This window comes from Streptomyces tubercidicus, from assembly GCF_027497495.1.
GTDB classification, from domain to species: Bacteria; Actinomycetota; Actinomycetes; order Streptomycetales; family Streptomycetaceae; genus Streptomyces; species Streptomyces tubercidicus.
Genome location: NZ_CP114205.1, coordinates 2,195,738 through 2,210,282, shown reverse-complemented (window position 1 = coordinate 2,210,282; position 14,545 = coordinate 2,195,738). Strand labels below are relative to the sequence as shown.

At 73.1% G+C, this 14,545-nt stretch carries 7 protein-coding genes; 6 read left to right on the top strand and 1 reads right to left on the bottom strand.

The genetic code is table 11. The features are described from left to right. The first annotated feature begins 156 nt into the window (after positions 1-156). From infB to STRTU_RS09260, 6 genes are all read left to right on the top strand, one after another. Positions 157-3,303 (top strand): translation initiation factor IF-2, encoded by a 3,147-nt coding sequence (infB, locus tag STRTU_RS09285; RefSeq protein WP_269777345.1) that lies wholly within the window; start codon positions 157-159, stop codon positions 3,301-3,303. 204 nt (positions 3,304-3,507) lie between these two features. After that, positions 3,508-3,801: a DUF503 domain-containing protein gene (locus STRTU_RS09280; protein ID WP_159743108.1), complete on the top strand. Its 294-nt coding sequence runs from the start codon at positions 3,508-3,510 to the stop codon at positions 3,799-3,801. Positions 3,802-3,867: 66 nt separating this feature from the next. Continuing rightward, positions 3,868-4,323 (top strand): 30S ribosome-binding factor RbfA, encoded by a 456-nt coding sequence (gene rbfA / locus STRTU_RS09275; RefSeq protein ID WP_159743107.1) that lies wholly within the window; start codon positions 3,868-3,870, stop codon positions 4,321-4,323. Continuing rightward, positions 4,320-5,249 carry a tRNA pseudouridine(55) synthase TruB gene (gene truB, locus STRTU_RS09270; protein WP_159743106.1) on the top strand — a complete coding sequence of 310 codons (930 nt, stop codon included), beginning with the start codon at positions 4,320-4,322 and terminating at the stop codon, positions 5,247-5,249. The genes rbfA and truB overlap by 4 nt, the downstream gene beginning before the upstream one ends. Before the next feature lie 258 nt (positions 5,250-5,507). Further along, positions 5,508-9,539, top strand: a complete 4,032-nt coding sequence (locus STRTU_RS09265; protein WP_159743105.1) for an NACHT domain-containing protein — start codon at positions 5,508-5,510, stop codon at positions 9,537-9,539. 194 nt (positions 9,540-9,733) lie between these two features. Further along, positions 9,734-10,681 carry a bifunctional riboflavin kinase/FAD synthetase gene (locus tag STRTU_RS09260; protein WP_159743104.1) on the top strand — a complete coding sequence of 316 codons (948 nt, stop codon included), beginning with the start codon at positions 9,734-9,736 and terminating at the stop codon, positions 10,679-10,681. Between the two features lie 772 nt (positions 10,682-11,453). Here the strand turns inward: STRTU_RS09260 and STRTU_RS09255 are convergent. Beyond that, the gene (locus STRTU_RS09255) at positions 11,454-14,411 is read right to left on the bottom strand and encodes an SCO5717 family growth-regulating ATPase (protein WP_159743103.1); all 2,958 of its coding nucleotides are present in this window, start codon (positions 14,409-14,411) and stop codon (positions 11,454-11,456) included. Positions 14,412-14,545 lie beyond the last annotated feature (134 nt).

Here is a 14,545-nt window from a genome sequence, read left to right as displayed (position 1 = left end):
AGCACGACATGCACAGCGCACGGAAAACCGTGCGGTCAGGTACCTCGCGAGTCGGAAGTAGGTCGAGATTGCGATGAGCACTCGATGAGTACGCGATGAGTACGCCCATGAAGTAGCGACGGTCCGGTGGACAAACCCGGACCTAGAAGGAGCGAAGTGGCTAAGGTCCGGGTATACGAACTCGCCAAGGAGTTCGGCGTTGAGAGCAAGGTCGTCATGGCCAAGCTCCAAGAACTTGGTGAATTCGTCCGTTCGGCGTCCTCGACGATCGAGGCGCCGGTTGTTCGAAAGCTGACCGACGCTTTCCAGGCAGGCAGCGGCAACGGCCGCGCCGCCGGTAAGCCCGCGGCACCCCGTAAGTCGGCCCCCGCGAAGCCGTCCGCGCCGTCCCCGGCGCAGGCCGCGGGTACCCCCCGCGCCGCCAAGGCAGCCGGGGAGCGTCCCGCTGCCCCGAAGCCGGGCGCCCCCAAGCCGGGCCCCGCGGCTCCGGCAGCCCCCGAGGCACCGAAGGCCCCCGAGGCCCCGGTGGCTCCCAAGAGCACTCCCGCCGCCGGCCCCACCCCGGGCCCGCGCCCCACCCCGGCGCGCCCCGCGGCACCCAAGCCCGCTCCGGCCGCCCCCGCGCAGCCCGAGTTCCAGGCTCCGCCGTCCGCGCCGGCCGCTCCCGCCGCCGGCCAGTCGGCTCCCCGTCCCGGTGCCCCGGCTCCGCGTCCGGCCCGTCCGGCGCCCGGCCAGGGTGGTCAGGGCGGCCAGGGCGGTCAGGGCCGCGGTAACGCTCCGCGTCCCGGCGGCGAGCGTCCGGGCCCGCGTCCCGGCGGCCGGCCGTCCGGCCCCCGTCCGGGCAACAACCCGTTCACGTCCGGTGGCTCCACGGGCATGGCCCGTCCGCAGGCCCCCCGTCCCGGCGGCGCCCCGCGTCCCGGCGGCCAGGGTGGTCCCGGCGGTCCGCGTCCGCAGGGCGGCGGCCAGGGCGGTCCCCGTCCCCAGGGCGGCGGCCAGGGCGGCGCGCGTCCCACCCCCGGTGGTATGCCCCGTCCGCAGGGTGCGGCCCCCGGCGGCGCCCCGCGTCCCGGTGGTGGCGGCGGTAACCGCCCGAACCCGGGCATGATGCCGCAGCGTCCCGCTGCCGGCCCGCGTCCGGGCCCCGGCGGTGGCGGTGGCCGTGGTCCCGGCGGTGCCGGTCGTCCCGGTGGCGGCGGTCGTCCCGGTGGCGGCGGCGGCTTCGCCGGTCGTCCCGGTGGCGGCGGTGGCGGCCGTCCGGGTGGCGGCGGCGGTTTCGCCGGTCGTCCCGGTGGCGGTGGCCCCGGTGGTGGCGGCGGCTTCGGCGGTCGTCCCGGCTTCGGTGGCCGTCCCGGCGGTCCCGGTGGCCGTGGTGGCACGCAGGGTGCGTTCGGCCGTCCCGGCGGTCCGGCGCGTCGTGGCCGTAAGTCGAAGCGGCAGAGGCGTCAGGAGTACGAGGCCATGCAGGCCCCGTCGGTGGGCGGCATCATGCTGCCGCGCGGCAACGGCGCGACGGTTCGCCTGTCGCGTGGTGCCTCGCTGACGGACTTCGCCGAGAAGATCAACGCCAACCCGGCGTCGCTGGTCCAGGTCATGCTGAACCTGGGCGAGATGGTCACCGCGACCCAGTCGGTCTCCGACGAGACGCTGCAGCTGCTCGCCGACGAGATGAACTACGTCGTCGAGATCGTCAGCCCGGAGGAGGAGGACCGCGAGCTCCTGGAGTCCTTCGACATCGACTTCGGTGAGAACGAGGGCGGCGAGGACATGCTCGTCGCGCGTCCGCCGGTGGTGACCGTCATGGGTCACGTCGACCACGGTAAGACCCGGCTGCTCGACGCGATCCGCAAGACGAACGTCATCGCGGGCGAGGCCGGCGGCATCACCCAGCACATCGGTGCCTACCAGGTCGCGACCGAGGTCAACGACGAAGAGCGTCGCATCACCTTCATCGACACCCCCGGTCACGAGGCGTTCACCGCCATGCGTGCCCGTGGTGCCAAGTCGACCGACATCGCGATCCTCGTGGTGGCGGCCAACGACGGTGTCATGCCGCAGACGATCGAGGCGCTGAACCACGCCAAGGCGGCCGAGGTGCCGATCGTGGTCGCGGTCAACAAGATCGACGTCGAGGGCGCCGACCCGACCAAGGTGCGCGGTCAGCTCACCGAGTTCGGTCTGGTGGCCGAGGAGTACGGCGGCGACACCATGTTCGTCGACATCTCCGCCCGTGAGGGCCAGAACATCGAGGAGCTCCTCGAAGCGGTCGTGCTGACCGCGGACGCCTCGCTCGACCTGCGCGCCAACGCGGAGCAGGACGCGCAGGGCATCGCGATCGAGGCCCACCTCGACCGTGGCCGCGGCGCCGTGGCGACCGTCCTCGTCCAGCGCGGCACGCTGCGCGTCGGCGAGACGATGGTGGTCGGCGACGCGTACGGCCGGGTCCGTGCGATGTTCGACGACAAGGGCAACAACGTCGAGGAAGCGGGTCCGTCGACCCCCGTCCTGGTCCTGGGTCTGACCAACGTCCCGGGCGCCGGCGACAACTTCCTGGTCGTCGACGAGGACCGTACGGCCCGTCAGATCGCCGAGAAGCGCGCGGCGCGCGAGCGCAACGCCGCCTTCGCCAAGCGCACCCGCAGGGTGTCCCTGGAGGACCTGGACAAGGTGCTCAAGGCCGGCGAGGTCCAGCAGCTCAACCTCATCATCAAGGGTGACGCTTCTGGTTCCGTCGAGGCCCTGGAGTCCTCGCTGCTCCAGCTCGACGTCGGCGAAGAGGTCGACATCCGGGTGCTGCACCGCGGCGTCGGTGCGGTCACGGAGACCGACATCAACCTGGCGTCCGGCTCCGACGCGATCGTCATCGGCTTCAACGTGCGCGCCGAAGGCCGTGCGACGCAGATGGCCGAGCGCGAGGGCGTCGACGTCCGGTACTACTCGGTCATCTACCAGGCGATCGAGGAGATCGAGGCGGCCCTCAAGGGCATGCTCAAGCCGGAGTACGAGGAGGTCGAGCTCGGTACCGCGGAGATCCGCGAGATCTTCCGCTCGTCCAAGCTCGGCAACATCGCGGGTGTCCTCATCCGCTCCGGCGAGGTCAAGCGCAACACCAAGGCGCGCCTCATCCGCGACGGCAAGGTGGTCGCGGAGGACCTCAACATCCAGGGCCTGCGCCGCTTCAAGGACGACGTCACCGAGATCCGCGAAGGCTTCGAGGGCGGTATCAACCTCGGAAACTTCAACGACATCAAGATCGACGACGTCATCGCGACGTACGAGATGCGCGAGAAGCCGCGCGGCTGACCGTGCAGCAGCCCGCGCTTAGCGCGGTCCACCCGGGTGGTGGCCGCGCGACGGGCGGGCGGCCGGCCGGGGCCGGTCGGCGGAAGAAATTTCCGTCGATCGGCCCCGGCCGTTCCGTGTACGGTTCGAAAAGACACGCACTGCCCCGGCTGATGCCGCCAGGTGCTGCCCCCAAGGCCCCACGGGTGGCTTGACCCGCCTTGCATGTACGTAGGGACGCTGTCCTTTGACCTGCTTCTCGGCGACGTACGGTCGCTGAAGGAGAAGCGCTCCGTCGTCCGCCCGATCGTCGCCGAGCTGCACCGCAAATTCGCGGTGAGCGTCGCGGAGGTCGGGGACCAGGATCTGCACCGCAGGGCCACCATCGGCCTGGCGGTGGTCTCCGGGGACACGGGGCATCTCACCGATGTCATGGACCGCTGCGAGCGCCTGGTCGCCGCACGGCCCGAAGTGGAGCTGCTGTCGGTACGCCGACGGCTGCACGGCGACGAGGACTGACCTGAGGGATCAGGTGTCCGGTCGCCGGCGGAAGCACAATTGTGGAAGAAAGAAGGAGACGGACCAGTGGCCGACAATGCGCGGGCGAAGAAGCTGGCGGACCTCATCCGGGAGGTGGTCGCCCAGAAGCTGCAGCGCGGTATCAAGGACCCGCGGCTCGGTTCGCATGTGACCATCACGGACACCCGGGTCACCGGCGACCTGCGGGAGGCTACGGTCTTCTACACGGTCTACGGGGACGACGAGGAGCGGGCCAGCGCCGCCGCCGGACTGGAGAGCGCCAAGGGCATCCTGCGCTCCGCGGTCGGTGCGGCGGCCGGTACGAAGTTCACGCCGACCCTGGCGTTCGTGGCGGACGCCCTGCCGGAGAACGCCAAGACCATCGAGGACCTGCTCGACAAGGCACGCGCCTCGGACGCCAAGGTGCGGGAGGTCTCCTCGGGCGCCCAGTACGCCGGTGAGGCCGACCCGTACCGCAAGCCGGGCGAGGACGAGGACGACGAGGGCACCGCGGCAGAATGAAGCGTGAGAGCAACAAGCCGGGCGGGCTCGTCATCGTCGACAAGCCCGCCGGCTTCACTTCGCACGACGTGGTGGCGAAGATGCGCGGGATGGCGCGTACCCGCAGGGTCGGGCACGCCGGCACGCTCGACCCGATGGCCACCGGCGTCCTCGTCCTGGGCATCGAGCGGGCCACCAAGCTGCTGGGCCATCTCGCGCTGACGGAGAAGGAGTACGTCGGCACGATCCGGCTCGGTCAGACGACCGTCACCGATGACGCCGAGGGCGAGATCACCGCGTCGAAGCCGGCGCACGGCCTCGCCCGCGAGGACATCGAGGCGGGCGTCGCCCGGCTGTCCGGCGCGATCATGCAGGTCCCGTCGAAGGTCAGCGCCATCAAGATCAACGGCAAGCGCTCGTACTCGCGGGTCCGCGACGGCGAGGACGTGGAGATCCCGGCCCGCCCGGTGACCGTCTCCTCGTTCCTGCTGCACTCCGCGCACGAGACCGAGGCCGAGGACGGCACCCCGGTGACCGATCTGCTGGTCTCCGTCGAGTGCTCGTCGGGTACGTACATCCGCGCGCTGGCCCGCGATCTGGGGGCCGGGCTCGGGGTCGGCGGCCATCTGACCGCGCTGCGCCGCACCCGCGTCGGCCCGTACAAGCTGGACCGGGCGCGCACGCTCGAACAGCTCCAGGCGGCGGTGGACGACACCGAGGGCGAGGGCCTGCCGGTGATGCCGGTCGGTGACGCGGCCGCCGCGGCGTTCACCCGCTGGGATGTCCCTGAGCAGCAGGTACGGCTGCTGCTCAACGGCGCGCGGATCCCGATGCCGCGCTTCGAGGGCGACGGCCCGGTCGCGGCCTTCGGGCCGGACGGCCGGTTCCTGGCGCTGGTGGAGAACCAGGGCGGGAAGGCCAAGAGCCTGGCGGTGTTCGCCGTTTAACAGCGGGCAGGCGGCCTGACAGCAGCAGGGCCGGGTCCGGGCGTGGAAGCGCGCTCGGCCCCGGCCTTCTGCATGGCCGCAGCCGTATACGGGGCGCCGGGCGCCGCCCGCTCAGCGACAAGCTCCGGCCATTCACTCATTCGGTGAGGCGCTCGGAGTGAACCAAGGAGTGGACGGGGGCGCGTTGGCAGCGCTCCCTGTCGGGACGATCACCGCCTGCTTACCGTGCCGGGGACGGACAGGGTGAGAGGACCGACGATGGCATTGCTGGATGCCGATGCGGACGTGGCACTGGTACGTATCCGCGATCTGGCAGGTCGGACGCGGGGTACGGGCTTCCTCGCGGACCACGACGGCACCGTGGTCACCAGCCACGAAGCGGTGGACGGCGCGGCACAGCTGGTGCTGCAGCCCATGGCGGACGGCGCGGGCGGCGGCGCGGCCGGTGGCGGCGGATGGACCTGCCTGGTGGCGGCCGAGGCGATCACGCCCCTTCCGGAGGCCGGGCTCGCCCTCGTACGGACCGACAGTTTCGGACCGCACCGGCTCGCGCCGCTGCCCATCGCCACCGGGCGGCCGGCCCCGGACACCCGCGCCCGGATCTGGGCCGGCGGCTGGCTGGACGGCACCGTCGTCGGGCCGGGCTCCGGAGTGATGTACACGGCCACCACACGCGTCCATCTGCTCGACGAAACGCTGGAACTCGGCCTCTGCGCGGGCGGCCGGGAGGCCCTGCGGCTGGGGGGACCCGCGGTCGGCGGGCCGGTGCTGGACGCCCGGACCGGCGTGGTGCTCGGCGTCCTCGGCAGCGCGCTGCATCCCCAGGCCCCCGGCTTGGTCCGCCCGGGGGCGACCCCCGGGCGCCGCGCGGGCGGTTTCGCGATTCCGCTGCGCGCGGTCGCCGAAGCCGCGCCACGGGGCCCGCTCGCCGCGCTGCTGGAGCGCAACGCAACGACCGTCCCGGCCTACGGCAGCGAGCTGAATCCGGCCGGTGCCCGGCATCTCGCCGAAGTGGCGCTGGACTCCGCCGCCCGGCCACGACTGTGGCGCGAGCCGGTCGAACGGCCGGACGTGACCGCGGAGTTCACGCGCTTCGAGGCGGGCGGCGGGGCGGCGGGCGCACGGGTGCTGGGACTGGTGGGGGAGCCGGGGACCGGGCGGAGCACCGAACTGGCCGGGCTGGCCGCCCGCCGGGCGCAGGGCCCCGCGCCCGCGCCGACCGTCTGGCTGCGCGGTGCGGAGCTGCGGCCCGGCGACGACGGCATCTGCGGCGCGGTCGAGCGTGCGCTGCGCGCCGCGGGCCGGACCGTCGCCGACGCGGGCCGTACGGCGGGCGATCCGGCGGCCGCCACGGCGCAGGGCGTGGCCCGTACGGCGGCCGCGGCCGGGTGCCCGCTGCTCGTACTGCTCGACGGGCCGGAGGAGATGCCGACGGGCCTGCTGCGGCGGCTGGCCGAGTGGACCGCGGCGACGGCCGACTGGCTGTCCACGGCCGGGGTGCGGCTGGTGATCGCCTGCCGCCCCGAGCACTGGGAGCGGGCCGGTGCGCTCTTCCCGCCCGGTCTGCTGCACCGGCCGCACCGTCCGGTACCCGCGTTGCCCGCCTGCGTGGAGCTCGGCGACCTCCCCCAGGAGGCCGCGGAGCGCGCCCGCGCCCACTACGGTCTGCCACCCGGCACACCGGCCACCCAGGACGCCCGCCATCCGCTCGCCCTGCGGCTGCTCGCGGAGGTTCAGGCGGCGCTCCCCCAGGGAGACCCGGCCGGACCGCGCGCCGACATCGGCACGCCGGACCGCCACCAGATCTTCGACGCCTACCTGGACCTGGTGTGCCTGCGCATCGCCGTACGGATCGCGGCCGCGCACCGGCCCGCGCTGCGCGGCACCGCCGTACGCCGACTCGCCGCCCAGGTCGCCGGACAGGTGCACGAGGCGGCCCGCCGCTGCCTCCGCCCCGGTTCCGGCGCCCTGGACCGTACGTCCTTCGAGGAGGTCTTCCCGCGGGCGGCCGGCTGGGCCTCCGCGGTGCTCACCGAGGGCCTGCTGGTCCCGGCCGGCACCGGATACCGCTTCGCGCACGAGGAGTTCGCGGAGTGGCTGCAGGGCGCCCATGTCGACCTCGATCTGCTGCCCGTTCCCGGACACCGCGTCGGGCCGGTCGTCCAGGCGCTGCTGCGGCTCGCCGGACGCGAGGGCTCGGTACAACTGACCTTCCGACTGGCCGAGTTGGTCCCGATGGCGACCGCCCCCACCGCCGGAACACCGCCCCCGCACGCCGTGGACGGCCGCTGGTGGGCCGCCCGCCTGCTCTCCGGGGTACTCCTCCGGGTTCCCGACGCGAGGCCGTACACGGGCGTGCTGCGGCTGCTCGCCGACCGGATCACCGAACGGTCCCTCCGCGCGGGCGGTTTCGCCCGCACCGGGCTGGAGCTCTTCGGGCCGTGGTTCTGGGAGCGGCTGGCGCTGGCGGATGAGGACCGGATGGATCTGCTGCGGCGGTTGCTGCCGGCGGATGGGGTGGTGGGTGGGAGGGGGCCGTCATCGGGTGGGAGGGGACGGTCAGTGGGTCGGATGGAGCGGGGTGGGGGCGGGGGCGCTGTGGGGCTTGCGTCGTCCGGTTCGTTGTCGGGAGATGAGCGGGGGGCCTCGTCGGTTTCCGGCGGTGGGTCGGGCTTGCCGTCGTCGGGTCTGGTGCCGTCCGGCTCGTCGTCGGGTCCGGTGCCGTTCGGCTCCTCGTCGTCCGGCTCGTCGGTGGGTGATCCGGCGTCGGGGGATCCGGCGGCGCCCGGCGACGGATCGTGCTCCGGTCGCGCCTTCGCGCCGCCCCCGCGTGTACGTGTGCACCCCGCTGACGAGCCGTCCCGTCGTCGGCCGGTGGACGGGCCGTCGGACGGGCGGACGCGCCCCAGCGGTACGCCCCGCCCCATCGCCGGGACGCGTACCGGCGATGGATCGCCCGAAGCGGCCGCCGACGTGGGCGAGGCCGGTGCGCCGCGCTCGTCGCGGTTCCTCGATGCCGCGGCCGAGCTGCTGTGCGCGGACCCGGAGCGGATGCAGCCGCTGCTGTGCGCCTGGTTCGATGACGCCCGACCGCTCCAGCGCCTCGGCGGCGAGGAGGGAGACGGCCCGGCTCGCCCTGCCCTGCCGCCTGAGATCACGGTCGCCGCCGCCGCGCAGGCCCTGCTGCACACCCACCGCCAACTGGCGCTCGACGCGCTCACGGAGGCGCTGGTGGAGGCCGCCCACCCCAAGGGCGACGAGCTGATGGACGCGCTCGCCGAGGACGAGCCGGCGGCGGTGTGCCGGGCCGTGGACCGCTGGGCGCACGACACCCGCCCCGAGCGCCGGGCCGCGGCCGCGTCGTACGGACTGCGGGCCGCCCCGTACGTCACCGCCGCCGCGGACCGCGCCCTGCTGCGCTACGCCGCCCTCTGCCTGCTCGCCCGGACCGCCGACAGCGCCCACCACGGCTCCGCGCTCGCCCTGCTCATCGGCGACTCGGCCACCCGCGCCCGCTTCCTGGACCGGGCGCTGGCCCGCTTCGTGGCGGGGGATCCGCAGCTGCCGCCCACGGCGTTCCGGGCCGCCCTGGCCGACCATCCTGAGCCGGTGCTGGACGCCTTCCGGGCCCGGCTGGTCGGTGGCGCCGGTCCGCCGGTGGCCGCCGGGCTGCTGCGGATGCTCGCCCGCACCGAGGAGCCGGTGCTCGCCGGCCGTATCGACGGCCTGGTCCGCGACTGTGCCCGGCACTGCCCGGACCGGGCCGCGCGGCCGGTCGCGGAGTTCATCGAGCGCCGTCTGGAGCGCGGACCGGCCGCCCGCGCCGCGCTCCGCCCGCTCGCCGCCGAGCTGCTGACCGGGTACCCGGTACCGGTCCGGTGTGCGCTCGCGGCAGTGGTGGCCGAGGTCGGCTCCGGCGACTCGGCCCCGTTGCGCCGTGAGCTGCTGGAGGTGCTGCTGGCGCAGGAGGCGTCGTACGGGGCGCCGCACGGCGGGTACGAGGAGGCGGGACCGGACACCCGTGTGCTGGAGGCGCTGCTGCAGGCGGCCGCGGAGGGCGCGGAGCGGCGGCCGGCCGAACGCACCCGGGAGCTGGTGCACCGCACCGGAACGCTGCTGGTCCGTACGCCCGAGGGCGCGGCCCGCTTCGATCGGCGGCTGGTGGAGCTGGGGCGGCGGGTGCCCGGTTTCGCGCGGCGGGTGCAGGACTGGGTGGCGGAAGAGCCGGGGGAGTGGGCGGCGGTGGTGGGTCCCGGAGCCCGCGCCACACTCGCCGGATGCCACAGCTGACCGGCGGACGAGCGGGGCCGGGCATGCGGTCCGGCCCGGGTGGCCGCACCGGCTCGTGCCCATGGCCCCGGCGGTGGACGGCCGCCTGAGCCACCCTTCGCGCGGAGCACCACCCGCGGCATGGCAGTCTTAGACCTGCGCCATGCCGACGTGGCGCAATGGACGGACAAGGGTTCGGGCGAGGAGCGGGCACAGTGCAGCGCTGGCGTGGCTTGGAGGACATCCCCGAGGGCTGGGGGCGCAGCGTCGTCACCATCGGCTCGTACGACGGAGTGCACCGCGGCCACCAACTGATCATCGGCAAGGCCGTCGCGCGCGCCCGTGAGCTGGGGATTCCCGCGGTGGTCGTGACCTTCGACCCGCATCCGAGCGAGGTCGTGCGGCCCGGTACCCACCCGCCGCTGCTGGCGCCGCACCACCGGCGCGCGGAGCTGATGGCCGGGCTGGGGGTGGACGCGGTGCTGATCCTCCCGTTCACCAAGGAGTTCTCGAAGCTGTCCCCGGCCGACTTCGTGGTCAAGGTGCTGGTCGACAAGCTGCACGCGCAGGTCGTCGTCGAGGGCCCCAACTTCCGCTTCGGGCACAAGGCGACCGGCACCGTCGAGACCCTGGCCGAGCTCGGGACCACCTACGACTACACCGTGGAGGTCATCGACCTCTACGAGCGCGGCGCGGCGGGCGGCGGCGAGCCGTTCTCCTCCACGCTCACCCGCCGGCTGGTGGCCGAGGGCGATGTGGCCGGTGCGATGGAGGTCCTGGGACGGCCGCACCGCGTCGAGGGCGTCGTCGTACGCGGTGCCCAGCGCGGCCGCGAACTGGGCTTCCCGACGGCCAATGTGGAGACCCTGCCGCACACCGCGATCCCGGCCGACGGTGTCTACGCGGGCCTGCTCCAGGTGGAGGGCGAGGCGATGCCGGCGGCCATCTCGGTCGGCACCAACCCGCAGTTCGACGGCAAGGCACGCACCGTCGAGGCGTACGCCATCGACCGCGTCGGCCTGGACCTGTACGGCCTGCACGTCGGCGTGGACTTCCTCGCCTACATCCGCGGCCAGGAGAAGTTCGACACGCTCGACGCGTTGCTGGAGCGGATGGCGGTCGATGTGAAGCTGGCGCGGGGGTTGATCGCGGGCGATGAGTGAAGGCTGAGCGTGGGGGCTGGGGGAGGGCCACAGCTAGGGGCAGGCAACGGTCTGGGTGAGGGCGGTCCATGCCCGCCAGCGTCTCCTTAGGCCCGCCGTTCTTTCCCTTGCCTCCATGCCCCCGCGTGTCCCCTTAGGCCCGCCGCTTTTTCCCTTCCCTCCTGGGCCTCCGCCTCCCCCTCCCTCCCCCCGGCCCCCGGTGGTTTTTTCCCCGCCGCCCACCCCCCCTTCGGGGGGTGGGCGGGTGTAGAGGGGCGGTTGTTCTGGCGGGCGCGGCGGGGCAGCAGCTGCCGCAGATGTAGAGGTGCAGTTTTTCTGGTTGGCGCGGCAGGGCGGCAGCTTCCGCAGGTGTAAGGCTGCGGTTGTTCTGGTCGGTGTGGCAGCGGCAGCAGCTTCCGCAGGCGTAGACGTGAAGTTGTTCCGGGGCAGGTCCGGAGATGTGGCGGCTCCCGGGTGGGCCGGGGGCGGGCGGAAGTGCAGCTGTTCCGGGGCGGACAGGGGGGTGGCCCAACAGTTCCGGGCGTCGGGGTAGTTGCCCGGCAACCAGTTCCCAGTTCGGGGTAGTTGCCCAGCAACCAGCTCCGAGTGTGGGGCAGTTGCACAGCTGCCTTGAGAGGCGCGGTCCCAGCATGCCCGCTTGCCCAACTCGGCTGATTTCACATGGAGTTCGGCCAGGATCGGTTCACTCGTCCGGGGGATGACGTGATACGGGGCGGGGCCCGGCACCTTACAAGTGCCGGGCCCCGCCCCGTATTGCGCTACGTCCGCGGCCTCACTGCGGAGGCGGCTGCTGCTGCCATCCAGGAGCCAGACCGGGCCCATCCTGCTGCGGTGCGTCCGGAGCGGGCTGTTGCTGCTGCCAGTGAGCCGGCGGCTGGCCCTGCTGCGGCTGCTGGGTCCAGCCACCCTGCTGCGGCGGGTAGCCGGCCGGCGGCTGCCCCGGTTGCTGCTGCTGCGGCTGGCCCTGCTGGCCGTACTGGTGCTGCTGCGCGTACGGGTCGCCGCCCATCTGCTGCTGGGCGTACAGATCCCCGCCCATCTGCTGCTGGGGGTACATACCCTGCGCCTGTTGTGCCCGCGCGAAGTCCTCGGCCACCAGGGCGGAGAGGTTGAAGTACGCCTCGCGGGTCTTCGGCCGCATCATGTCGAGGTCGACCTCGGCACCGGCGGCGAGATGCTCGTCGAAGGGGACGACCACGACACCGCGGCAGCGGGTCTCGAAGTGCGACACGATGTCATCGATCTTGATCATCTTGCCGGTCTCCCGGACACCCGAGATGACCGTGATACCCCGCTGCACCAGGTCGGCGTAGCCGTGCGCGGACAGCCAGTCCAGGGTGGTGCTCGCGCTGCTGGCACCGTCCACGGACGGGGTGGAGATGATGATCAACTGGTCGGCGAGATCGAGCACTCCGCGCATCGCGCTGTAGAGCAGACCGGTTCCCGAGTCGGTGAGGATGACCGGGTACTGCTTGCCGAGGACATCGATCGCCCGCCGGTAATCGTCGTCGTTGAAGGTCGTCGAAACGGCCGGGTCGACGTCGTTGGCGATGATCTCCAGGCCCGAGGGGGCCTGCGAGGTGAACTGGCGGATGTCCATGTAGCTGTGGATGTGCGGAATTGCCTGCACCAGGTCACGGATGGTCGCACCGGTCTCACGGCGCACCCGTCGGCCGAGCGTGCCGGCGTCCGGGTTGGCGTCGATCGCCAGGATCTTGTCCTGCCGCTCGGAAGCGAGCGTGGAGCCCAGGGCCGTGGTCGTGGTGGTCTTGCCGACACCGCCCTTGAGGCTGATCACCGCGATCCGGTAACAGGACATCACCGGCGTACGGATCAGCTCCAGCTTGCGCTGCCGCTCCGCCTCTTCCTTCTTCGCGCCCAGTTTGAACTTGGACGGCTGGGCATTGGCGCCCGGCTTGCGCTTCTTGGGCTGGTTGCGCAGCAGCCGGTCGGAGGTCAGCTCGACGGCGGCGCTGTAGCCGAGCGGTGCGCCGGGAGCGGCCCGCTGCTGCGGCTGCCGCTGGCCCGGCTGTGAGTACGACGCGTAGTTGGCCGCGGCGTTCGGGTCGGCGGGCTGCTGACCGGGGAGCGGCTGGTACTGGCCCTGTTGGCCCTGCGCCTGGGCCTGCTGGGCCTGCGCCTGTTGGGCTTGGCCCTGCTGGGCTTGGGCCTGTTGCGCTTGCTGGGCCTGCTGCGCCTGCTGTGCTTGTTGGGCCTGGGCTGCCTGAGCCTGGGCCTGTTGGGCCTGCGCCGCCTGAGCCTGTGCCTGGGCGGCCTGCGCCTGCGCCGCCTGCTGGGCGGCTTGCTGCTGGGCGTAAGCGGCCTGTGCCTGGCCGTGACCCTGCTGCGGGTAGGCCTGCGCACCGGTCTGCGGATAGCCGTAACCCGACTGCTGCGCGGCCGCGTGGGGCTGTTGCTGGCCATGCGGCTGCGCCTGCGCCTGCTGCTGAGGCTGTTGGGGGTAGCCGTACGCGGGCTGAGGATAGCCGTACGCGCCCTGCTGCTGCGGGTACGGGGCCTGCTGCGCGGACTGCCCCTGGGGGTACCCGGCCTGCGGCTGCTGGGCGTGCGGCTGGGGCTGGCCCGCCTGCTGGGCATGCGGCTGCTGTTGCGGCTGTGCCTGCTGCTGGGCCGGTGCCTGCTGCTGGCCCTGCTGCGGCTGCTGCGACTGCTGAGCGGACTGGGCCTGCGCCGTCCGCGGGTCCGCGGGCTGGTACTCGGGCGGCAGCGGCGGCAGCGCGCCCTGGCCGGGCACCCCCTGCTGCTGACCGTCCGCCGCGGCACCCCAAGGAGCGCCCTGCTGGGGAACCCCGTGCTGCTGCTGGGCTCCCTGTGCGGGCATCCCCTGCTGAGGAAAGCCCTGCTGGGGAGCTTGCTGCTGAGCCGCGTGCTGCGGCATCGCCTGCTGCGGCACGCCCTGCTGTTCAGCCGCCTGCTGGGCAAAGCCCTGCTGCTGAGGAAACCCGTGCTGCGGCGGAACACCCTGTGCGGGCATCCCCTGCTGAGGAACGTCCTGCTGGGGAACACCCTGCTGCGAAATGTCCTGCTGGGGCTGCTGTTGCGGCTCCTGGACCGGTGCCGGCTGCACGTCCGGCATGGCCGCATCGGCACGGGCCGGGGCGGGCTGCGCGGGAATCGCAGCCTCAGGGGCCGGTGCAGCGTCCTCGACAGGGGCGGGTGCAGCCGAGACCTCCGGCTGCGGTGCCGCGTCGGTGGCCGTGGCCTCGGGCTCGTTCGCCGCCTCCGGCTCGTCGTCATCGTCGTCGTCCCAGAGAGACGCCGACGGATCGACGCCCGTGCCCGCACGCCGATTCCCGGTGCCGCTGCCCGCGTTCGCCACAGCACCCGCGTTCGCCTCCGGCGCGACGCCTGCCTGTGCGTCCGGCGCGGCCTCCTGGGCAGCCTCCGGCATGGCCGGGGGAGGAGCGGCGGACGGGCCGTCATGGCCCGTTTCCTGGGGCCGCAGCGTCGGGAATCCCGGCGGTGCGGCCTCCGCGGGCCCGGGGAGCGGCTGGCCGACGGGGGGCGGGGCCGCGGCGGGCGGGGTGGCGGGCGAAGACGCAGGAGGAGCCGCGGACGAAGTGGTGGCACCGGCGCCACCACTGGTGTCGTTGCTCGCGTACCAGGCCGGTGCGGCGAAATCGATCTTGAACTCACCGGTCAGGTCGAACTCGGACTGGTCGTCGTCAGGATCGTTTCCGTCCGGACGGAAAGCCTCCTGCTCGTTCACTGTGCCTCCTGGTGTACTGCAACGCACCTGAACGGCAGGACCGGATACAGGCGGATCGATCGGATGTAGCGGAAGTCGGAACACACCACCCGGGGTTGCGCCAACACTAGCTGTCTCCATCCCCGTATCGACTG

Excerpts from the sequence above, each read along its gene's own strand:
- STRTU_RS09265 (WP_159743105.1), top strand. The coding sequence starts at position 5,508 with ATGGCATTGCTGGATGCCGATGCGGACGTGGCACTGGTACGTATCCGC.
- STRTU_RS09280 (WP_159743108.1), top strand. The coding sequence starts at position 3,508 with ATGTACGTAGGGACGCTGTCCTTTGACCTGCTTCTCGGCGACGTACGG.
- truB (WP_159743106.1), top strand. The coding sequence starts at position 4,320 with ATGAAGCGTGAGAGCAACAAGCCGGGCGGGCTCGTCATCGTCGACAAG.